At 68.2% G+C, this 20554-nt stretch carries 19 protein-coding genes; 2 read left to right on the top strand and 17 right to left on the bottom strand.

Annotated elements, in window-relative coordinates; genetic code table 11:
• Window positions 1–76: 76 nt before the first annotated feature.
• From rpmG to GGQ61_RS05555, 7 genes are all read right to left on the bottom strand, one after another.
• Window positions 77–244, bottom strand: a complete 168-nt coding sequence (gene rpmG / locus GGQ61_RS05585; protein ID WP_183770461.1) for a 50S ribosomal protein L33 — start codon at window positions 242–244, stop codon at window positions 77–79.
• 113 nt (window positions 245–357) lie between these two features.
• Window positions 358–1350, bottom strand: coding sequence for an FAD:protein FMN transferase (locus tag GGQ61_RS05580; RefSeq protein ID WP_183770459.1), 993 nt, complete (start codon window positions 1348–1350; stop codon window positions 358–360).
• Complete coding sequence (locus GGQ61_RS05575) at window positions 1350–2168, bottom strand: DUF4198 domain-containing protein (protein ID WP_183770457.1); 819 nt, start codon at window positions 2166–2168, stop codon at window positions 1350–1352. The genes GGQ61_RS05580 and GGQ61_RS05575 overlap by 1 nt, the downstream gene beginning before the upstream one ends.
• 11 nt (window positions 2169–2179) lie before the next feature.
• A complete protein-coding gene (locus GGQ61_RS05570) occupies window positions 2180–2695 on the bottom strand; it encodes a DUF2271 domain-containing protein (protein WP_183770455.1) in 516 nt (171 codons plus the stop codon).
• An 11-nt stretch (window positions 2696–2706) separates the two neighbouring features.
• Window positions 2707–3366: a PepSY-associated TM helix domain-containing protein gene (locus tag GGQ61_RS05565; protein ID WP_343056041.1), complete on the bottom strand. Its 660-nt coding sequence runs from the start codon at window positions 3364–3366 to the stop codon at window positions 2707–2709.
• Window positions 3367–3485: 119 nt separating this feature from the next.
• On the bottom strand, window positions 3486–4202 hold the full coding sequence (locus GGQ61_RS05560; protein WP_183770452.1) for an NUDIX hydrolase: 717 nt from the start codon (window positions 4200–4202) through the stop codon (window positions 3486–3488).
• 48 nt (window positions 4203–4250) lie between these two features.
• Window positions 4251–4706, bottom strand: coding sequence for an EamA family transporter (locus GGQ61_RS05555; protein WP_183770450.1), 456 nt, complete (start codon window positions 4704–4706; stop codon window positions 4251–4253).
• Between GGQ61_RS05555 and GGQ61_RS05550 the strand changes: the two genes are divergently transcribed.
• Complete coding sequence (locus GGQ61_RS05550; protein WP_183770448.1) at window positions 4705–5391, top strand: phosphatase PAP2 family protein; 687 nt, start codon at window positions 4705–4707, stop codon at window positions 5389–5391. The two genes, GGQ61_RS05555 and GGQ61_RS05550, sit on opposite strands and share 2 nt — an antisense overlap.
• A gap of 118 nt (window positions 5392–5509) precedes the next feature.
• Entirely contained in the window at window positions 5510–7483 is a 1974-nt protein-coding gene (gene ybaL, locus GGQ61_RS05545) for a YbaL family putative K(+) efflux transporter (protein WP_183770447.1), read from the top strand.
• Here ybaL and GGQ61_RS05540 read toward each other — a convergent pair.
• From GGQ61_RS05540 to GGQ61_RS05495, 10 genes are all read right to left on the bottom strand, one after another.
• A complete protein-coding gene (locus GGQ61_RS05540; RefSeq protein ID WP_183770445.1) occupies window positions 7480–9168 on the bottom strand; it encodes an acyl-CoA dehydrogenase family protein in 1689 nt (562 codons plus the stop codon). The two genes, ybaL and GGQ61_RS05540, sit on opposite strands and share 4 nt — an antisense overlap.
• A 183-nt stretch (window positions 9169–9351) precedes the next feature.
• Window positions 9352–11658 carry a ribonuclease R gene (gene rnr / locus GGQ61_RS05535; protein WP_183770443.1) on the bottom strand — a complete coding sequence of 769 codons (2307 nt, stop codon included), beginning with the start codon at window positions 11656–11658 and terminating at the stop codon, window positions 9352–9354.
• Window positions 11659–11712: 54 nt separating this feature from the next.
• Window positions 11713–14376 (bottom strand): type I DNA topoisomerase, encoded by a 2664-nt coding sequence (topA, locus tag GGQ61_RS05530; RefSeq protein ID WP_183770441.1) that lies wholly within the window; start codon window positions 14374–14376, stop codon window positions 11713–11715.
• Between the two features lie 88 nt (window positions 14377–14464).
• Entirely contained in the window at window positions 14465–15556 is a 1092-nt protein-coding gene (dprA, locus tag GGQ61_RS05525; protein WP_183770439.1) for a DNA-processing protein DprA, read from the bottom strand.
• Complete coding sequence (gene plsY / locus GGQ61_RS05520; RefSeq protein ID WP_183770437.1) at window positions 15553–16191, bottom strand: glycerol-3-phosphate 1-O-acyltransferase PlsY; 639 nt, start codon at window positions 16189–16191, stop codon at window positions 15553–15555. Before plsY ends, dprA begins: the two co-directional genes overlap by 4 nt.
• Before the next feature lie 57 nt (window positions 16192–16248).
• Window positions 16249–16848, bottom strand: a complete 600-nt coding sequence (locus tag GGQ61_RS05515; protein WP_183770435.1) for a hypothetical protein — start codon at window positions 16846–16848, stop codon at window positions 16249–16251.
• A gap of 131 nt (window positions 16849–16979) precedes the next feature.
• Window positions 16980–17555: a hypothetical protein gene (locus GGQ61_RS05510; protein WP_183770433.1), complete on the bottom strand. Its 576-nt coding sequence runs from the start codon at window positions 17553–17555 to the stop codon at window positions 16980–16982.
• Window positions 17556–17620: 65 nt separating this feature from the next.
• Window positions 17621–18907: a dihydroorotase gene (pyrC, locus tag GGQ61_RS05505; protein WP_183770431.1), complete on the bottom strand. Its 1287-nt coding sequence runs from the start codon at window positions 18905–18907 to the stop codon at window positions 17621–17623.
• Window positions 18904–19494: an LOG family protein gene (locus tag GGQ61_RS05500; RefSeq protein ID WP_183770429.1), complete on the bottom strand. Its 591-nt coding sequence runs from the start codon at window positions 19492–19494 to the stop codon at window positions 18904–18906. Before GGQ61_RS05500 ends, pyrC begins: the two co-directional genes overlap by 4 nt.
• The gene (locus GGQ61_RS05495; RefSeq protein ID WP_183770426.1) at window positions 19494–20471 is read right to left on the bottom strand and encodes an aspartate carbamoyltransferase catalytic subunit; all 978 of its coding nucleotides are present in this window, start codon (window positions 20469–20471) and stop codon (window positions 19494–19496) included. The genes GGQ61_RS05500 and GGQ61_RS05495 overlap by 1 nt, the downstream gene beginning before the upstream one ends.
• Between the last annotated feature and the right edge of the window lie 83 nt (window positions 20472–20554).

Below are 20554 nucleotides of genomic sequence, written 5' to 3'. Positions count from 1 at the left end.
TCACGCGCGTGGCACAACGAAAAACGCCCGGCCAGACGGCCGGGCGTTTTCACAGACTGGAGAGTCTGGTGAAGGCTTACTTGATCTTGCCTTCTTTGAACTCGACATGCTTGCGCACGATCGGGTCGTACTTGTTCATGACCAGCTTTTCGGTCTTCGTGCGGGCGTTCTTCTTGGTGACGTAGAAGTAGCCGGTGTCAGCCGACGAGTTCAGGCGGATCTTGATGGAGGCGGGCTTCGCCATGGTCGGTCCTCGCGGGGCCGGTCGGACCGGCAGGTGTTCTAAAGAGCCGCGGACAATACGAATCTCGAACCCAAAGTCAATGCGGCCTTGGGAAAATCCGCGGATGTCCTGGCTCAGGCCAGCATCGCCTCAAGGGCGGGGGTGACGATTTCGCTCAATCCGTCGCCTTTGTCCACCAGCAGATAGGCGGCGACGTCGTGCTGGACGGCGAAGGCGCGGCCTTCCTCTGGCCCCAGCACCCCGATCGCAGTGCAGAGCGCGTCGGCGTCGATGCAGTCGCGAGCCACGACGCTGACCGACCGCAGGCCATTGGCGGCGGGCCGTCCGGTGCGCGGATCCAGCGTGTGGCTATAGCGTCGTCCTTCGTGATCCAAAAAACGGTGATAGTCGCCCGAGGTCGCGAGCGAGAGGCCATGCAGCGCCACACGGATCGGACCGCCCGGCAGGCTCGTGCCCGGCGGTGCGGCGATGTCGACCAGCCACGGGTGGCCGTCCGGTTTGACGCCGGAGCCGCGCAATTCGCCGCCGATCTCCACTAGGTGGTCAGCGAGGCCCAGATGCGACAGCGCCCGCGAAATCTCGTCCACGCCGAAGCCCTTGGCGATACCGGACAGATCCAGATGCAGGCCGCCCGGCTGGAAGATGCGCGCGCCGTCGCGGGCTAGGCGGTCCCAGCCGCAATCGGCCCGTGCGGCCTCGACGTCGGTATGGCTGGGGGGCCGTGCAGCCCCGGCGGGACCAAAGCCCCACAAGTCGACAAGCCGGCCTGTCGTCGGGTCGAAGGCGCCGCCGCTAAGTTCGGCCCAGTGCAGCGCCCGGTCCATCACATGCTGGAACCCCGGGGCCAGGTCCAGCCAGCCCCCGGCCGCCGCACGGTTGAACTGCGAGATGCGGGAGTCGGGCTCCCAGTTGCTCATCTGGGCGATCAGGCCGTTCAGGAGGCGCTGGATCTGCGTGGGGATGCTCGTCAGATCGAGGCCCGCCGGCGCGAACGCCTTGACGTTCCAGGTTACCCCCATGGTCGGGCCGCTGAAGCCGACCGGTCTCTCACCGCGGGCACGAAAGGCGTGCGGCGAGAGGTCCAGGGGAACCGCGACCCGGCTCATCAATCGGGAAGCACTTCCAGGGTCGTCACGTAGGCGGCGCTGCGCTCTGCGCCCGGGATGCTGCTCTGGCCCCCGCGCACGGAGGCCTCCAGCCAGTACATGCCAGCCGCCGGCCAGTTCACCGTGAAGGCGCCGTCGGCGCCGGTCTTCACTTTCAGTTCGGTGGTCTTGCCGGCGTAGCGGTTGCCCCCTGCGACGACTTCGACTTCGACATCCGCCGCGGGCTTGCCGTCCATGACCAGCTTGAAAGTCGCCGGTTCGCTAGCCACCAGGTCGTTGGGATGGGTGACGGGGTCGAGTTCGAGGCCCTTGCCGGTCAGCTTAAGAGCTGCCTTGGTCGGCGAGCCGCGAGTGGCGAAGACTTCAAGGCGGCGCGCGTTCTCCGTGATCTTCACGTCGGTGGCGTCCTTGGGGATCGCCGTCGCCAGGTCCGCGGCCGCGCCGCGCCAGCGCTTCTGCTCGCCGCCCTGCTTGTACGAGGCGCCGACGCCGTCGCTGACATTGGCGATCTTGTAGGTGCCCGGTTGGCTCAGCTGCACGTCGAAGGTGCTGCGGTACTTGCCGGTCGCGCCGTTCTTGATTTCGCCCTTCGAGCCGTCCGGCGCGATCACCGAAATGCCGTCCAGGCGCATCGGCACGTGGTCAAAGTAGAACAGGTCGTTGGAAACGGCGGCGTCAACGGTGATCCAGGGATCGTTGCCCGACAGCACGGTGGCCGAGGGCAGCAGCCATTGGCGGTGCGCGCTGGCGGCGGCCGGGATCGCCAGGATGGCGACGACGGATACGGCGGCCAGGGCGCCGCGGCGGATCTTTTGCATGCTTCTGTCCTCTACGGCTTGACGGTGACGCTCACGGCGCCGAGTTCGCTGGTCCCTTTGGTGGAGGAGGTCGTGCGGGCCTTGGGCGGCCATTGGAACGGCGCGCGCACCACCTCGACGCCGCCGACTTCGCGAGCCGCTTCGACGACGATGTTGTACTGGCCGGCCGGCAGGTTCCCGAGCGGCGCTGCGCCGCCCTTGAACACCACCTGGTGCTTGCCTGGCGCGCGCGTCGCGGCGCTGACGCCGTCGGCGGGCAGGCTCATGTCGCGTCCGGCCCGGCGCCACCACTGGCGCATGTCCTTCAGCCACTTCTGGCCTTCCTGGTTCTTCAGCTTGACGTCGTACCAGACGGCCAGGGTCTTCACCGCGGTCTTGTCCTGGTTCTCGATCCAGACGGCGACATACGGGCGATGGTACTCGGCGACCGTCAGCCGCGGAATTTCCAAGCTCAGCTCCAGGTCCGCCGCCAGGGCGGGGCCCGCCATCAGGCCCGTGAAGGCGGCGGTGTAGATCGGCAGACGCATAGGTGCTCCGGTCAGTGAAGGAAGATGAGAACGAGGATCAGCGGAACCGCCAGGCCCAGCCCGACCAGCGGCCAGGTGATCTTGCGGGCTTTCGAATGCAGTTGCAGCAGCACCAGGCCAGTGAGGCAGAAGATCACGCAGCCGATGGCGAAGACGTCGAGGAACAGGCTCCAGACCGCGCCGGTGTTACGGCCCTTGTGCAGGTCGTTGAGGTAGGCCACGGGGCCGCGGCTGGTGCTCTCGTGCACGACCGCGCCGGTGCCGACGTCGAAGGTGACCCAGCCGTCGCCGCCAGGGCGGGGCAGGGAGACGTAGGCTTCCTCGTCGGTCCACTCGATGGCGGCGGCCTTGGGCGCCTTCACGCCCATGTCCTTGGCGAGCCAGACGCGGATCGGATCGGGCAGGGCGCCTTGCTCGGCCTGGGCGGCCTTGGCCACGCTCAGGAGCTCTGCCGGAAGCTGTCCCTCGGCCTCAACGGTGTTGGGCTTGGCCTCTATCGCGCCGGCGTGGTTGAGCGTGATGCCGGTGATCGCGAACAGCAGCATCCCGACCAGGCAGATCGCGGCGCTGATCCAGTGCCACTTGACCATCTGGCGCATGAGAGCGGCGCGGCGCTGGGCCTTACGCTTGGCCTTGGCCTTTTCCTCGTCGATGGTCGCTTTCGCGTCCACGAGCTCCGAAGCCGACAAACTGCTAGTCCTCGCAAGTGCTGATAGTCGTTCGCACTAACAAGGGCGTGCCCTCAACGCAAGTTAGTTGAGAACAATTCGCATTTGAAATGTTTCGGCGCCTAGAGGTGGCTCAGCCGCGTGGCGCCGGCGCCGAAGCGCATGAAGGGACGCGGACGGTCGGGATCTTCCAACCGGTGGATCGCCTCGCCGATCACCGTGCGGGTGACCGAGGGCAGGGGCAGGGCGATGGCCTCGTCGAAGTCGACCCAGGCGATTTCCTCAAGCTCCCCGCAGTCCGGCTTGCGCTCCAGGCTGATCAACCGCTCGGCGTCGGCCATCAGGAACCAGGTGTCGAAGCGTTTGGCCAGCATAGGCGGGGTCACCGCGCGGGCTACGATTTCCAACGCCTCAAGGTCGGCGGCAGCGCCTTCGGCGGCGAACTCGCGCCAGGGGCCGGCCAGAGGCCGCACGGGCGCCTGCTTGGCCAGGAGCAAGCCTGCTTCCTCGTAGGTTTCGCGGATAGCTGTCAGGGCCAGGGCCCGGCCACGGTTCATCGGAATGTGCGCCTCGAACCGGGCGGCGACTTCCGGCCGCAGATCCGTCGCGAACGGCGCGCGGAAGTCGCTACGATCGATGCGCCCGCCCGGGAAGACCCAGAGGTTCGGCATGAAATCGTGTCCGCCGTGCCGCTTGCCCATCAGCACCTGGGGCTTCTGGCGGTCGCGGCGCACGATGATCAAGGTCGCGGCGTTGCGGGGCTTCACGGCGCGGGCCCCCGCGGGGCGCATGCGGCCGCCTTCAGGAGCGCGGTTGGTCGGAACAACGGTCGTGGTCATGAAACAACTGTATGACTCGATCTGAGTCCTGGGAACGGCGACGTAGCGTCAATCTCCATATGCGACCAGCGCCGCGCCGGCCGCGATCAACGCCACGCCCGCCCAACTCACGCCCGAGAGGCGTTCGCCGAGGAAGATCGCGGCGAACACTGCGACCAGCACGACGCTAAGCTTGTCCAATGGCGCGACCCGCGCGGCGTCGCCCAGTTTCAGCGCCCGGAAGTAGCAAAGCCAGGAGAAGCCGGTGGCCGCGCCGGAGAGGATCAGGAACAGATAGGTGCGCGGGCTGACCGCGCCGGCGGGTTTCCAGGCTCCGGTCGCGCTGACGATGGCCGCCGCGATCGCCAGGATCACAAGGGTGCGGATCAAGGTCGCGTAGTCGGAGTTGATGTTCTCCACCCCGACCTTGGCGAACACCGCCGTCAAGGCCGCAAAGCCGGCCGACAGCAGAGCCCAAAGCTGCCATGAAGATGTCATCGACCCAACCTTTTGCGAAAGCGGCATGATCGAACGCCTGAAAGCCCTGATCGGCAAGCTCGAGACCCGCACCCTGGTGCTGCTGGTGGCGCTGGCCGCAGCGTCATGGCTTTTCCTGGTCGTGGCCGGGGAGGTGTCCGAGGGCGGGACCGACGCTCTCGATCGCGAGCTTCTTTTGGCGCTGCGTACGCCCGGCCAGCCGTCGGACCCGCTTGGCCCCAGTTGGCTGGAGGAGGCGGTCCGCGACATCACCGCGCTCGGTGGCTTCACGGTCCTGACGCTGCTGACGATCGTTGCGACCCTGCTGCTGGTCTTCCACCAGCGCCGGCGCGAGGCGCTGATCTTCGCCGCCACTGTCGTCGCCGCCCAGGCGTCGAGCCAGCTGCTGAAGGCGTTCTACGAGCGGGAGCGGCCGGCCCTGGTGGCGCACGGCAGCTACGCCTACTCGCACAGTTTTCCTTCGGGCCATTCGGCAATGGCTGCGGCGGTGTTCCTGATCCTGGCGACAGTGGTGGCGAGCGTCGAGCCGCGGCGACGGACAAAGGCGCTGATTTACGGCCTGGCGATCGTCTCGGTGCTCGGGGTCGGGGTCAGCCGCGTCTATCTGGGCGTGCACTGGCCGACCGACGTCCTGGGCGGGTGGGTTCTCGGCGCCAGCTGGGCGCTGGCGGCGTGGCTGCTGCTGGCGCTCACCGAGCCGGGCAAAAACTGACGCGACCGTCTGCGATGACGTCGATGTGTCCGGGCGGAGTGATCATTTCTGGTTGATCTGAGGGCTTCGGACCGCAATTTCCACGGTGGGAACCCCTGACAACTCTCCACGGAGGCACATGCCCCATCATACGCCGCTGATCGCCACCATCGTCGCGGGCCTCGTGGCCGCATTCGCCCTCGGCGCGCTCGCGCAGCGTCTGAGGCTTTCACCGCTGGTGGGGTATCTGCTCGCGGGGGTCATCGTCGGTCCGTTCACGCCCGGCTACGTCGCCGACCAGAAGATCGCCAACGAGTTGGCCGAGATCGGCGTCATCCTGCTGATGTTCGGGGTGGGCCTGCACTTCTCGGTCAAGGACCTGATGGCGGTCCGCAAGATCGCCGTGCCAGGGGCGCTGGCGCAGATGGGCGTCGCGACTGTCCTCGGCATCGCTCTTTCGGCGTTGCTCGGCTGGCCGCTGATCTCGGGCCTGGTGTTCGGCCTGGCGTTGTCGGTGGCCTCGACGGTGGTCCTATTGCGGGCGTTGCAGGATCGGCGGCTGGTGCAGACCGAGCGCGGCAAGATCGCGGTTGGCTGGCTGATCGTCGAGGACTTGGCCATGGTCCTGGCCCTGGTGCTGCTGCCGGCGCTGGCCGGAGCGATGAAATCCGGGGCGGGGTCCGCCGACCCGCTGACCGCTTATGGCGTGCCGTTGGGCCTGACCCTGCTGAAGGTCGGCGGATTCGTCGCCTTCATGCTGATCGTGGCGCGCCGGGCGGTGCCCTGGCTGCTGCATTACGTGGCGCACACCGGCTCGCGCGAGCTCTTCCGGCTGGCGGTGTTCGCGATCGCGCTGGGCGTGGCGTTCGGCGCGGCCATGCTGTTCGGCGTCTCGTTCGCGCTCGGCGCGTTCTTCGCCGGGATGATCCTCGCCGACTCCGAGCTCAGCCACCGCGCGGCCGAAGAGACCCTGCCGTTGCGCGACGCCTTCGCCGTGCTGTTCTTCGTCTCGGTGGGGATGCTGTTCAACCCGTTCGTGGTGCTCGCCAATCCGCTGACAGTGCTGGCGGTGCTGGCCATCGTCATCATCGGCAAGTCGCTGGCCGCCTACGCAATCCTCAAGCTGTTCAAGCGCTCGAACACGACGGCGATTACGGTCGCCGCCAGCCTGGCCCAGATCGGCGAATTCTCGTTCATTCTCGCTGGCCTGGGCGTCGATCTTGAGATTCTGCCTCGGGAAGGCCGCGACCTGATCCTGGCCGGTGCGATCATCTCGATCATGCTGAACCCGCTGATCTTCGCCGTGGCGCTGCGGGCGCCGAAGACCGCGCCGGTCGAGCCGGCGGCGCCGACTCCCGCCGCCCCCGAACCGGAGCCCGCCAACGACCTCGCGCCGACTGCGCTCAGCGGGCACATCATCGTCGTCGGCTATGGCCGCGTCGGCCAGGCGGTCGCCGCCGGACTCAAGAGCCAGTCAAAGCCGTTCGTGCTGGTCGAGGCCGAGCCGGAGTTCGCCGCCAAGGCGGCCGGGCAGGGCTACGAGGTGATCATCGGTTCGGCGGTCGAAACGCGGGTGCTTGAGGCCGCAGGCGTCACCCGGGCCGTGCGCATTTACGTCGCGGTCGCCGACGGCTTCGAGTGCGGCGGCGTGGTCGACCACGCCAGGAAGGCGAACGCCACGCTGGAAATCGTCGCCCGCGCTCACTCGGACGCAGAAGCCGCCCACCTCATAGCCCACGGCGCTGATCGGGTGGTGATGGGCGAGGCGGAGATCGCCCGCGGCATGCTTGAGGACGAGGTCCCTGCCGGCGAGACCGCCGAGCCTGCCGGCGAGGTGGTCGAGTTCGCCGCCGGCGCGCCGCGTCTGCTGATCCTCGACGATGCCGAGCGCGCCGTGCTGGCGGCTGTCCGGAGCTTCGACATCTGGCCCGGGGAGGCGATCTCCTGGGCGGCCGTGCATGAGGCCGCGGTGCTGCGGGGCTACAACGCCGAGCGGCTCGACCACGCGTCCGAGACCCTGCGCGCCAAAGACTGCGTGCGCGATCTCGATCAGGAGCGCATCACCCTGACCAAGCAGGGCTTCCTGGCGGCGCTGCAGCCGGCTGCGGCCTAACCGGCGCCGGGATCGGCCAGCAGCGGCGCCAGGTCGGGATCTTCGGCCGGGGTCGCCGCCAGCGGATCGTGCGGCAGGACGCGGTGCGCCAGCACCCCCCGCGCGAGGGCCAGGCGATGCGGTGCGCCCAGCCGCCGCGCTTCCCACGCCAGGGCCGCGGCGGAGGTCAGGTGGTAGAGCGCGCTGGCGGCCTGCCGGGTTTGGGCGACATCGCCCTTCGCCGCTTCGGCGAGGGCGATGGCCCGGTCAAGCGCCGGCATCAGCGTGTCTGGCGCGTCGCTATCTGCGCAAAGGCCGGCGACATGCGCGCGCAGCACCGGCAGCGAGCCCTCGCGCTGGGCGGCGCGGATGACGTCCAGGGCCACGATATTGCTCGTCCCCTCCCAGATGCTGCCAAGATGGGCGTCGCGCACCAGCCGCGCGTCGGACCATTCCTCAATGTAGCCGCAGCCGCCGCGCACCTCCATGGCGTCGCCGGTCACCTTGCGCGCGTCGCGGCAGGCGCGGAACTTGATCAGCGGCGTGAGGATGCGCAGCAGCGGATAGGCAGCCTTCTCGCCGCCGTCGGAGCGGCGTAGCGCCTCGGCGGTCTGGAACATCATGCTCCGGCCCTGCTCGGCCGGCATGATCATCTTCAACAGTTGGCGACGCATCAGCGGCATCTCGATCAGCCGCTTGCCGAACGCTTCGCGCCGATGGGCGATATATAGCGCCTCGGTGGCGGCCCGGCGCATCAGGCCGGCAGCGCGAACCCCGTTCGACAGGCGCGAGTTGTTGACCATGTCGGCCATCTGCTTGAAGCCGGCGGCGGGATCGCCGACCAGCCAGGCGGTGGCGCCTTCCAGCGAGATCTCACCGCTGGCCATCGACTTCGTGCCCAGCTTGTCCTTCAGCCGCACGATCCGATAGCGGTTCGCCGTCCCGTCGGGCAGCGTGCGCGGCAACAGGAAAAGCGATACGCCCTTCAGCCCTGGCTCACCGCCTTCGCGCCGGGCCAGCACCATGGCGAGTTCGGCGTCGGCATTGGAGCAGAACCATTTCTCGCCGCTCAGCGTCCAGGTGCCATCGGGCTTTGGTGAAGCGGTGACCACGGTTGCGCCGACGTCGGACCCTGCGCCCTGTTCGGTCATGAACATCGCGCCCTGGTTCAGGACGTCGAGATCCTGGCTGGTCAGGGCCGGCAGGTAGCGCGCAATCAGCTCCTCAGAGCCGAACTTGCGCAGGGTCCGTATCAGGCTGTCGGTCATGCTGACCGGACAGCACAGGCCGAACTCGGCCTGCACGAACAGATAGGTGATCACGTATTTGGCGGCCGCCGGCATTGGCGCGTTCCAACCCAGCACGCCAGGCCGGTGCGACAACGCCGCCAGGCCGTAGTCGCCGAACGCCGCCTGCTCGAGCTGCCTATAGGCCGGGTGATAGTCGATGCTCTGGGCGTCCTCGCCGCGCCGGGTGCGCGGGCGTAGGACCGGCGGGTTGCGGTCGGCGACGCCGGCCAGTTCGTCGAGTTCGCCGCCGGCCAAGCCGCCCAGCCGGTCGAGATGAGGCTTCAGGTGCGAAGCCAGGCCGCCGGGGAGGTAGAGCTCGGCCAGCCGTTGGAGGTCGGGATCGGCGCGATAGAGATTGAGGCCGCGGCTGTCCGGGACCGCCTGAGCGCCGGTCGGCGGGACTGGGGTGTCGTACATCGCGCCTCCTCGTGTGTTGAGATGAAGACTAGCCCATTCCTCCGACCGCGAGGGCGATGTTTGAGATGCCGAAACGCCGAGGCGATCCGGTCACGCATGATCTGGTGAACAACCTTCACCGCAGGGACGGGTAAACCGGAGGCGGAGACACGCGCTGACGCACGGGACACCAGGCGCCAAGGCCTAGCGGCGCTTCCCGCGCTTCGGCGGCGCCTTGCCGGCGCCGCCGCCGCGTTTCGGACCCGTAAATGGCGCGCGCCCCCGCACGCCGAGCCGCGGACGCGGCGCGGTCGGATCGACGGGCAGGGGATCGCTGATCATCTCGAACAGCAGACCGCCGGTGATCGGCGTAGCTTCCTTCAGCTCGACCTGCACCCGCATGCCGAGCGGCCAGCGGCGACCTGTCCGCTCGCCCACAAGGGCGTGGGCCTTGTCGTCGTGGACGAAGAACTCGCCGCCGAGGCTGGAGACCGGGACCAGGCCGTCCGCCCCGGTCTCCTCCAACCGGATAAACAGGCCAAAGCGCGTCACACCAGTGATCCGGCCCGCGAACTCGGCGCCCACGCGGTCGGCAAGGAAGGCGGCGACATAGCGGTCGGTGGCGTCGCGCTCGGCGGCCATCGACCGGCGCTCGGTGCCGGTGATCCGCTCGGCGGTGTCCTTCATCTGCGCGATGTCGCGATCGGTCAGGCCATCGTCGCCCAGGCCTAGAGCGCGGATCAGCGCCCGATGCACGACCAGATCCGCATAGCGGCGGATCGGCGAGGTGAAGTGCGCATAACGGTCCAGGTTCAGGCCGAAGTGCCCGATGTTCTCGGTCGAGTAGATCGCCTGCATCTGGGTGCGCAGCACCACCTCGTTGACGATTTCGGCATGCGGCCCCTCGCGGGTCTCGCCCAATAGCTTGTTGAACCGGTCGGTTCGCGGCGCCTCGCCCTTATTCCACGCGATGCCGATGGTCTGTAGGAACTCGGCCAGCGACTGGACCTTCTCCTGGCTCGGCGCATCGTGGACCCGGTAGACCAGCGGGCTCTTCTTCTGCTCCAGCGTCTCGGCGGCGCAGACATTGGCCTGGACCATCATCTCCTCGATCAGCCTGTGCGCCTCCAGCGAGGCGCGCGGGGTGATCGAGGTGACCTCTCCCTCGGCATTGAGCACGATCTTGCGCTCCTGGCTCTCGATCGCCAGCGGCGAACGCGCCTTGCGCCCCTTCAGCATCGTCTCGTAGGCGGCCCAGAGCGGCTTCAGGATCGGCGCCAGCAGCGGGTTGGTCTGGTCGTCCGGGAACCCGTCGATCGCCCGCTGAGCCTGCTCGTAGGACAGCTTGGCGGCAGAGCGCATCAGGCCGCGGACGAACTTGTGCGAGCGCTTGCGGCCGTCGGCCCCAAACACCATCCGCACGGCCATGCAGGCGCGGTTCTCACCCTGCCGCAGCGAGCAGAGACCGGCCGACAGCCGCTCCGGCAGCATCGGCTCGACACGGTCCGGGAAGTAGGTTGAATTGCCTTTGTCGCGCGCTTCCTTGTCGAGGGCCGAATTTGGCCGGACATAGGCGGCGACGTCGGCGATCGCGACCCAGACGATCCAGCCGCCCTCGTTCTTGGGATCGGTGTCGGGTTCGGCAAAGACCGCGTCGTCGTGGTCTCGGGCGTCCGGCGGATCGATGGTGATCAGCGGCACTGCGCGCAGGTCCTCTCGGGCCTTCAGCGTCGGCTCCTGGGCCGCTTCGGCCTCGGCTTCGGCGTCCTGGCTGAAGCCGGTCGGAATGCCGTGGCTGTGGATGGCGATCAGCGAGGCGGCGCGCGGCTGATCCTCGCGGCCGACCACCTCCAACACCTTGCCGCGTTTGGGCCCATAGCGGACCTCGACGGTCACTTGCGCCAGCACCAAGTCGCCGTCGTGCAGGTTGGCCGCCTCGGCCGGAACCAGGGTCAGGCTTTCCTTCGAACGACGGTCGACAGGCTCGACCCGGACCTGCTTGTTGGCCTTGCGGACGACGCCGAGAATCCGGTGAGCGCTCTGGCCCAGGCGCTTGATGACCCGGGCCTCGGTCTCGCCGTTCTCGAGGGCTTCGAAGCGCACCAGCAGCCGGTCGCCCAGGCCCGGTGCGCCGCCGATCGCGCCGGCGCGGTCCGGGGCCAGCCGCACCAGCGGCGCGTCTTCGCCCTTGGTCAGCTTGACCAGCAGTTCGCCGTCCGGATCGCGCTCGACCACGTCTACGACGCCGACCTCGGGCAGGGCGCCAGACTCGGAAAAGCCCTTGCGGCCGCGCTTGCCCAGCGCACCCTCGGCCTGCAGCTGCTTGACCATGTCGCGAAGGGCGCGGCGGTCGGCGCCCTTCAGGCCGAACGCTTTGGCCATGTCGGCCTTGTCGGTCTCGCCCGCTTCGCGGATGAACTTCAGCAAGGTCTCGCGATCCGGCAGCCCTTGGGGCGGCCGGACGGACTTGGCGGTGAAACGGGCGGACTTCGGAATGCGGGCTTTAGCCATCCCGCCTTGTAACGCAGGAATCAGCTCGCGGTGGCGGGGATTTGGTCCCCGCCGTCACTCGTCGTCCCAAGGTGCAGCGCCGTCGGCTGGAGCGGGCTCGCCCTCAACCTTGGCGGCTTTCTTCGCAGCCGGCTTTTTGGCTGCGGCTTTTTTCACCGTCGCGGCCTTCTTGGCCGGAGCCTTCTCGGCCTTCGGCTTGGCCGCGGCCTTGCCCTTCTTCTTGCCGCCGCCCTTGGCCTCGCGTTCGGCGATCAGGGCGACCGCTTCTTCAAGGGTGATCTCCTGCGGGTCCTTGCCCTTCGGGATATTGGCGTTGGTCGAGCCGTGCTTGATGTACGGGCCGTAGCGGCCCGCCAGCACCTTCACTGGCGCGCCGTCGGCCGGGTGCGCGCCCAGGTCCTTCAGCGCGGCGGCCTCGCCGCGGCCCGGACGCCCGCCGCCGGCCCGCTTCTCGGCCAGCAGGGCGACCGCGCGGTTCAGGCCGACCTCGAACACCTCATCGACGTTCGGCAAGTTGGCGTAGGTGCCGTTGTGCAGCACGAACGGCCCGAACCGGCCAATGCCGGCGGTGATCATGCCGCCGTCCTCCGGGTGCGCGCCGACTTCGCGCGGCAGCCGCAGGAGCCGCAGCGCCTTTTCCAGGTCCATGGCCGCTGCCGACCAGCCCTTGGGCAGGCTGGAGCGCTTGGGCTTGTCGGTCTCGCCGAGCTGGACGTAGGGGCCGAAGCGGCCGGCCTTCAGGAACACCGTCTCGCCGGTCACCGGGTCGACGCCCAGCTCGCGGTCGCCGCTTTCCTGGGCCGCCTCGTCGTCCGACTGGGCGAGTTGGCGGGTGAAGCGGCACTCCGGATAGTTCGAGCAGCCGATGAAGGCCCCGAACTTGCCGGTCTTCAGCGACAGGCGGCCGGTCCCGCAGGTCGGGCAGGCGCGCGGATCGGAGCCGTCTTCCTTGGCCGGGAAGATGTGCGGGCCCAGGGCTTCGTTTAGGGCGTCGAGGACGTTGGTGACGCGCAGTTCGGCGATCTCGCCGACGGCCGCGTGGAAGTCCTGCCAGAACTCGCGCAGCAGCGCCTTCCAGTCCATGTCGCCGGATGAGACGAGGTCGAGCTTCTCTTCGAGCGCGGCCGTGAAATCATATTCGACGTAGCGCGAGAAGAACTGCTCAAGGAACGCGGTGACCAGGCGACCCTTGTCCTCAGGTACGAACCGGTTCTTGTCCATGCGCACGTATTCGCGGTCGCGCAGCACGGTCAGCACCGAGGCGTAGGTGGAGGGGCGGCCGATTCCCAGCTCTTCCATCTTCTTGACCAGACTGGCTTCCGAGTAGCGCGGGGGCGGTTCGGTGAAGTGCTGGTCGGACCGCGCGGCGATCACCCGGGCCGAAGCGCCTTCGCTGACCTGCGGCAGGCGGCCGCCTTCCTCGTCGTCGGCGTCGTCGCGGCCTTCCTCGTAGACCGCCAGATAGCCGTCGAAGAGCACGACCTGGCCGGTGGCGCGCAGGCCGGTCTTGCTATCGTCGCTCTCCAGCTCGATCGTCGTGCGCTCGATACGCGCCGACTCCATCTGCGAGGCGATCATCCGCTTCCAGATCAGCTCGTAGAGCCGCCCGAGGTCGCTTTCCAGCCGCAGCGAGCCGGGGTTGCGGGCCAGGCTGGTGGGGCGGATGGCTTCGTGCGCCTCCTGAGCGTTCTTGGCCTTGGTCTTGTAGATGCGGGCGGTCTCGGGAACGTATTCCTTGCCGTAGACGCCGCCGATCACGATGCGCGCTTCATCCAGCGCCTCGGGCGCAGCCTGCACGCCGTCGGTCCGCATGTAGGTGATCAGACCGACGGTCTCGCCGCCGATGTCGATGCCTTCGTACAGCTTCTGGGCCGCTTGCATGGTGCGCTGGGCCGAGAAGCCGAGCTTGCGGGCCGCTTCCTGCTGCAGGGTCGAGGTGGTGAACGGCGGGGGAGGCGAGCGCCGGCCCGGCTTCTTCTCGACCGCGGCGACCGTGAAGGTCGCGGCCTCGACCGCGGCCTTGGCGGCGTGGGCGCTGGCCTCGTTGCCGAGGTCGAACTTGGAGAGCCGCTTGCCCTCGTGCTTCACCATGCGGGCCAGGAACGGCTCGGCGCCGGCCGAGACGTCGGCCTCGACGGTCCAGTATTCCTGGGTCTTGAAGCGTTCGATCTCGAGCTCGCGGTCCACGACCAGGCGCAGCGCCACCGACTGCACGCGGCCGGCCGAGCGAGAGCCCGGCAGCTTGCGCCAGAGCACCGGCGAAAGGGTGAAGCCGACCAGGTAGTCCAGCGCCCGGCGGGCCAGATAGGCCTCGACCAGCTCCATATCGATGGCCCGCGGCGACTTCATCGCCTCGGTCACGGCCGACTTGGTGATGGCGTTGAACACCACCCGCTCGACCTTCTTGTCCTTCAGGACCTTTTTCTTCTGCAGGACCTCCAGGACGTGCCAGGAGATCGCCTCGCCCTCACGGTCGGGGTCAGTGGCCAGGATGATGCGGTCGGACTTCTTGGCCGCCTCGGCGATGTCGCTCAGCCGCTTGGCGGCCTTGGCGTCGACGTCCCAGGACATGGCGAAGTCCTCGTCGGGCTTTACCGATCCGTCCTTGGCCGGAAGATCGCGGACATGGCCGTATGAGGCCAGGACCGTGTAGTCCGCCCCCAGGTACTTGTTGATGGTCTTGGCCTTGGCCGGACTCTCGACGACGAGAAGGTTCATGGTGGCTCTATATGGGGCGTCTTGGGCGGATCGCCCGAAAATCAAGGGCGCGAAAGGTGGGGGCGGCGCCTAGGCGCTGTCAATGGCCTCATCCGAGGCCCGCGACAAGACCGCCCGGCAACAGTTCGGCGCGGCCCGCGAGGGCAAGTTCTGTCAAGGCCGCCAGCACTACGTGGGTAGGGGCGCCGGCGGTTCGGACCAGTTCGTCGCGTGAAACCGGGGTCGGCGAGAGCAGATTAGCAACCCGCTCGCGCACGACGTCGACCTCGGCGTCGCTGACCGGCGGCGGGACGAATGAACGCTCGGGCTCGCGCCAGCCGCCGACGCCCTCCAGCGACCTCAGTACGTCCTCGGCGCCCTCGCACAGCGCCGCGCCCTGCCTGATCAGGTCGTTGCTGCCGCGCGCCCTTGGGTCGAGCGGCGAGCCTGGTACAGCCAGCACCTCGCGGCCCTGTTCGGCGGCCAGCCGGGCGGTGATCAGCGAGCCGGAACGCAGTTCGGCCTCGACCACGACGACAGCCCGCGAGAGGCCTGCGATGACGCGATTGCGGCGTGGAAAGTCGCGCGCTGTGGCGGCGCGCCCGGGGGCGTTCTCTGACACCACGCAGCCTTCGGCGACGATGCGCGCGTAGAGGTCGCGGTGCTCGTGCGGGTAGATGTCGTCGATACCGCCGCCGAGCACTGCTACGGTCCCGGTCGGCAGTGATCCTTCATGCGCCGCGCCGTCGATGCCGCGGGCCATGCCTGAGACGATAACATGACCAGCGGCGCCCAACTCGGCCGCCAGACCGCGTGCAAACCGCTGGCCGCCTGCCGATGCGACGCGCGCCCCGACGACAGCGATGCTTGAACGGCCCAGCAGGGCGGCGTCGCCGAGGGCCCAGATCAAGGGCGGCGGCGGGTCGAGCGCGGCCAGGGCGGCGGGAAAGTCCGGCTCGCAGGCTGCGATCAGGCGCGCGCCCAGGGCGTGGCCGGCTTCCAACTCGCGCATGACCACATCGACGGGCGGCACGCCAAGCGGCGAGACCCGCCCGCCGCGGCGGGCGAGGTCGGGGAGGGCGGCTAGCGCCAGCGAGGCTTCGCCATAGCGGGCGATCAGTTGCGCAAAGGCGACCGGACCGACGTTCTCGGTGCGCGCCAGCCGCAGCCAGTCGCGACGGGCTGCGGGGGTGAACGTCACGCGGTGTCTTTTTTCTTGCCGATCTTCGGCTCCTGCCCCTTCAGCAGCCGGCCGATGTTGTCCTTGTGGCGGATGTAAATCAGCACGCCCATGAACAGCGCCATCACCGCGATCGGGTAAGGGCGATCAAGCAGGAAGACGTAGATCGGCGCCAGGGCCGCTGCGGTCAGCGCCGCCAGCGACGAAATCCGGAACAGGAAGGCCATGGCGATCCATGTCGCGCCGGCCGCGACCCCGACCGGCCAAGCGGCCGCCAGCAGGGTGCCGAAGAAGGTCGCCACGCCCTTGCCGCCCTTGAACTTCAGCCAGACCGGAAAAAGATGACCGAGGAACGCCGAGCCGCCGGCCAGCGCGGTCAGCGTCGCCTGAGCCTGGGGGCCGGAATGGCGCGTCAGCAGCCAGGCGATGAACACCGCCACTGCGCCCTTGCCGCCGTCGCCCAGCAGGGTGATCGCCGCCAGGTCCTTGCGCCCGGTGCGCAGGACATTGGTCGCGCCGATGTTGCCCGAGCCGATGTTACGCACGTCGCCGGCGCCGCCGAGCCTCGTGGCGATGACCCCGAACGGGATCGAGCCCAGCAGATACCCGCCCACTACGGCGGCGGCGATCAGCACGGGGCTGAGAGTCTCAAACATCGGCGTTCCCCCTTGTTCGTTCCGTGGTAGCCGTGGGCTCAGCGCTCGCCAAGCTGGTTAGCCGTCCGCACTGCGTTCCCATATCGGAGCGGACTGTTCCGGCGGGCGACCCCGAACCTCCACGCCGCAAGCTTCCAGGTTGGCCGCCATCTGCTGCGCGGTTTCGAAATAGTACAGAGACTTGAGGCGGATGATCCGAGGTTTCCGGCCTGATGGTCGCCGCACGACGTGGACGATCTCGAGGTTGTCCGAGCGAAACAGAAGCCCTCCCTGATAGGAGGGGACGACCCGCGCAGAGATGTCCGATACCGCGGATTTCCCCATCCAAGGGCGGCTGGCGTAGTGAAGTCGGCCGTTCTCGACGATCACATCGTTGAAGCCGCGGATGGCCGGCAGGGCGAGCTTGAACGTCACGACAGCCAGCAGCAGCGCCAGGCTCGCCGCAATGGCGTGGCCTATGAATGCGATGTCGTAAAACCAAGCATGGCGCGAAGAGGGCAATCCGACGAAAGCTTCAGGATTGCGCCAGCCGTACTTGTCGAGCACTCGGATATGAAGCAGCAGGCCTGCCCCAAGCAGCATCCATCCGGTTCCAAGGATAATTGGGTTCGCGCGGGCGATGACTTTGGACGCGCCGATCGGTTCGCTAGACTGCATTGTCGCCCCGCCTCTGTTCGCGGTTAGCGTGCGGCATGCTCCAGGTCAAGAACAATTGCGGAACATTTTGTGGTTCAACCCGTCTAGCGGGTATCGGCAGGGAGCGATCCGGACCGGCGCGTCGGCTGCCATTAGGGGAGTCGTCGCGTCGGCCAGCGGCGGGGGTCGTTAAGCGTGTCGAAGTTGTAGGTCATCTGCTCTCCAATGGCCGGGATGACGTAATCTTTGATAAAGGGCGCCGCGATGCCGCCGACGGCTGCGCCGACGGGACCAGCGACCAGTCCTCCAGCCGCTGCGCCAGCAAGTCCTGGCGCCATCCGGCGGCCGGCTCGCTCTGCGGCCTGCCTCCTGGTGTAGCCGCGCTTGAGATCGGCCTCGTAGCCCGTCCAGGCGTCAATTCCATCAAGAACATGACCGGCCAGGGGGACCACCCGGCCAGCGGATTTCAGGGCGGATTTGGCGACCGGCTTACCGGCGCGCCGGGCGGCGTCGTCACCGGCTCCCAGCACGGCGTCGGCGATGCTGGTCACCTTGCTGGCAAGGGAGGCTGTCGCGCCGGTCTTTTCGTACTGCTGCGCCTCACGTTCGGCGCGCAGGCGTTTGTCCTTCGCGATCATCGCATCGTAGGCCGGGCCGTCTGGATCAGCCGCGCTAAAGGGATTTCTGCCCATTTGGTACTGGCTTGAGAATGTGGTGGGGGCGCGCAAGCGCCGGCGCACAGTCTCTCACAAGCGCACAAAATAAGAGAACAAAAAGAGAACTTCCTTGGGGCCTAGGCCCGATACACTGGCCGCCCGTCGACCAGGGTCATCTTCACCTCGCCGAACAGCCGCCGGCCGTCGAAAGGCGAGTTGCGCGACTTCGACTTCAGCTTGTCGAGGTCGATGACGATCGGGGCGTTTAGGTCGCAGAGCACCAAGTCCGCCGCCGCGCCCCTGGTGAGCTTTCCGGCCGGCAAGCCCAGCAGGTCGGCTGGGCGGCTGGTGACGGTCCGCATGAGGTCGATCAGCGGGATGCGGTCCTGGAACGAGAGCAGGGCAGGCAGCAGGGTTTGCAGGCCCACCGCGCCGGGCGCGGCCTCATCGAACGGCAGGCGCTTGTCCTCGGCCGGCGCAGGGGCGTGGGCCGAGACGACGATGTCGATCAGGCCGCCGGCCAGCGCCTCGATGGTCGCCTGGCGGTCGTCCTCGCTGCGCACCGGCGGGTCGAACTTCAGGAAGGTCCGGTAGTCGCCGATGTCCACCTCGTTGAAAGACAGGTGGTTGATCGAGGTCGTCGCCGTCACCGGCAGGCCTTTGGCCTTGCCGCGCGCCAGGCTTTCCAGCGCCGCGGCGGTGGTGACCTGGTCGACCAGAAACGGCGCACGGGTCAGCTCGACCAGCGCCAGATCGCGCTCCAGCATGATCTTCTCGGCGATGGCCGGCACGCTGGGGAGGCCCATGCGGCCGGCGAACTCGCCGGCGGTGGCGGCCGCGCCAGCCGACAGCCAGGGATCGGCGGGGCGGTGGGCCACGAGGGTGTTGAAGCTCTTGGCGTAGGCCAGGACCCGCTGCAGAACCTTGGAATTGACGATCGGGCGGTCGGCGTCGGTGACATAGACGCAGCCGGCCTCGCGCATCAAGCCGATCTCGGCCATCCGCTCGCCCTTCGCGCCCTTGGTGGCGGCGCCGGCCGGATAGACGTGGACCAGTTCGATGTCGCGGCTACGGCGCAGGATGAAGTCCACGACCGAAGCCTCGTCCACCACCGGATTGGTGTCTGGCTGCAGGACGATGGAGGTCACCCCGCCGGCGGCGGCGGCCAGGCCGGCGGACTTCAGCGTTTCCTTGGTCTCGGCGCCGGGCTCGCCGGTCTTCACCCGGAGGTCGACCAGGCCGGGCGCCAGCATCGCGCCGCCCGCGTCGATCACCTCGATGTCGGCCGAGAGCGACCCGAGATCGCGGCCCTGCGCGACGTCGGCGATCTTGCCGTCCTGCACGAGCAGCGCGCCGGGGCCGTCCCAGCCGCTGGCGGGATCGACGAGGCGGGCGTTGACGAAGGCGGTCGGGCGTTGGGTCATAGTTCGGGGCGTCCGATCCATTTTTCGACGACGGGCGGCGTGTAGGCGGCGAGCGCGTCCAGCATCTCGTCGCAGTCCTCCCGGAAAATCAGCATGTCGCGATGGGGCGCCTTCAGGAACGCCTCGCCCACCGCATGGTCCACGAAGCCGCGCAGGCCGTCGTAATAGCCGCGCACGTTAAGGAAGCCGGCCGGCTTGGCGTGAAAGCCGAGCTGGCCCCAGGTCCAGATCTCGAAGATCTCCTCCAGCGTCCCGGCGCCGCCAGGCAGGGCGACGAAGGCGTCCGACAGCTCCGCCATCCGCGCCTTGCGCTCGTGCATCGAGGCGACGACCTCCAGGCGGGTCAGGCCGGTGTGGGCGATCTCCTTGTCGGTCAGGGCGTGGGGAAGCACGCCGATCACCTCGCCGCCGGCCGCCAGCGCCGCGTCGGCCACCGCGCCCATCAGCCCGACCTTGGCGCCGCCATAGACCAGCCTCAGTCCGCGCGCGACGATCGCCCGGCCCATGGCCTCTGCCGCCGCGCGGTAGGCGACGTCTCCGCCGGGACTGGCCCCGCAGAAGATGCAGACCGAGGCGAGCGCGCTCATCAGTCGTTGTCCAGCCGCGCGGCCAGCGAGGCGAGCACCGCCATGCGGGCGGCCACGCCCATCTCCACCTGGTCCTGGATCAGCGAGACGGTGAGGTCGTCGGCGACATCGGAGTCGATCTCGACCCCACGGTTCATCGGCCCGGGGTGCATGACCCGGACATGGTCGGAGGCGAAGGCCAGCTTCTCGCGATCGAGGCCGAAGAAGCGGAAGTACTCGCGCTGCGACGGAGCCATCACGCCGTCCATGCGCTCGAGTTGCAGGCGCAGCATCATCACCACGTCGCAGCCGGCGACACCCTTGCGCATGTCGTGGAAGACCTGGACGTTCCAGCGGTCGACGTCGGTCGGCATTAGGGTCGGCGGACCGACCAGCCGCACCTCGGCGCCCATCATCTGCAGCAGGCCGACATTGGACCGCGCCACGCGGCTGTGCAGCACGTCGCCGCAGATGGCGATGCGCAGGCCGGCGACGCGGCCGAACGCGCGGCGCATCGACAGCATGTCCAGCAGCGCCTGGGTCGGATGTTCGTGCTGGCCGTCGCCGGCGTTGATCACCGAGCAGGTGACCTTCTGCGACAGCAGCGAGGCCGCACCGGAAGACGAGTGACGAACGACCAGCAGGTCTGGCTGCATCGCATTCAGCGTCACCGCCGTGTCGATGAGGGTCTCGCCCTTGGAGATCGAGGAGGAGCGCGGACTCATGTTGACCACGTCCGCGCCCAGCCGCTTTCCGGCCAGCTCGAACGAGCTCTGGGTCCGGGTCGAGTTCTCGAAGAACAGGTTCATCAGCGTCCTGCCCTTGAGCAGGTCGAGCTTCTTCGATGTTTGGCGGTTCAGCGCGACAAAGCTGTCGGCGAGATCAAGCAACCCGGTGACTTCCACGGGGTTGAGATCGACCACGGACAGGAAGTGGCGCTTGGGAAAAGGGAATGTCCTGCCAAGGACTTCGTTCAGGCCGGTCGGTGCTGCGGTCATTAAAGCGCCCTCTTAGGGGAGCCGGAGACAGGCGCCAAGGGGAGAGGCGCTGGGTGGAGCGCAGCCCTGTGGATTGGGCGCTG

It is taken from the genome of Phenylobacterium haematophilum (assembly GCF_014196295.1).
Lineage (GTDB): Bacteria > Pseudomonadota > Alphaproteobacteria > Caulobacterales > Caulobacteraceae > Phenylobacterium > Phenylobacterium haematophilum.
This window is presented reverse-complemented; position numbering and strand designations above follow the sequence as displayed.

Coding starts and splice junctions, on each gene's coding strand:
- rnr (WP_183770443.1), bottom strand. CDS start 11,658: ATGGCTAAAGCCCGCATTCCGAAGTCCGCCCGTTTCACCGCCAAGTCC.
- GGQ61_RS05575 (WP_183770457.1), bottom strand. CDS start 2,168: ATGCAAAAGATCCGCCGCGGCGCCCTGGCCGCCGTATCCGTCGTCGCC.
- GGQ61_RS05540 (WP_183770445.1), bottom strand. CDS start 9,168: ATGTACGACACCCCAGTCCCGCCGACCGGCGCTCAGGCGGTCCCGGAC.
- topA (WP_183770441.1), bottom strand. CDS start 14,376: ATGAACCTTCTCGTCGTCGAGAGTCCGGCCAAGGCCAAGACCATCAAC.
- ybaL (WP_183770447.1), top strand. CDS start 5,510: ATGCCCCATCATACGCCGCTGATCGCCACCATCGTCGCGGGCCTCGTG.
- rpmG (WP_183770461.1), bottom strand. CDS start 244: ATGGCGAAGCCCGCCTCCATCAAGATCCGCCTGAACTCGTCGGCTGAC.
- GGQ61_RS05495 (WP_183770426.1), bottom strand. CDS start 20,471: ATGACCGCAGCACCGACCGGCCTGAACGAAGTCCTTGGCAGGACATTC.
- GGQ61_RS05560 (WP_183770452.1), bottom strand. CDS start 4,202: ATGACCACGACCGTTGTTCCGACCAACCGCGCTCCTGAAGGCGGCCGC.
- pyrC (WP_183770431.1), bottom strand. CDS start 18,907: ATGACCCAACGCCCGACCGCCTTCGTCAACGCCCGCCTCGTCGATCCC.
- GGQ61_RS05550 (WP_183770448.1), top strand. CDS start 4,705: ATGATCGAACGCCTGAAAGCCCTGATCGGCAAGCTCGAGACCCGCACC.
- GGQ61_RS05500 (WP_183770429.1), bottom strand. CDS start 19,494: ATGAGCGCGCTCGCCTCGGTCTGCATCTTCTGCGGGGCCAGTCCCGGC.
- GGQ61_RS05570 (WP_183770455.1), bottom strand. CDS start 2,695: ATGCGTCTGCCGATCTACACCGCCGCCTTCACGGGCCTGATGGCGGGC.
- plsY (WP_183770437.1), bottom strand. CDS start 16,191: ATGTTTGAGACTCTCAGCCCCGTGCTGATCGCCGCCGCCGTAGTGGGC.
- GGQ61_RS05580 (WP_183770459.1), bottom strand. CDS start 1,350: ATGAGCCGGGTCGCGGTTCCCCTGGACCTCTCGCCGCACGCCTTTCGT.
- GGQ61_RS05515 (WP_183770435.1), bottom strand. CDS start 16,848: ATGCAGTCTAGCGAACCGATCGGCGCGTCCAAAGTCATCGCCCGCGCG.
- GGQ61_RS05555 (WP_183770450.1), bottom strand. CDS start 4,706: ATGCCGCTTTCGCAAAAGGTTGGGTCGATGACATCTTCATGGCAGCTT.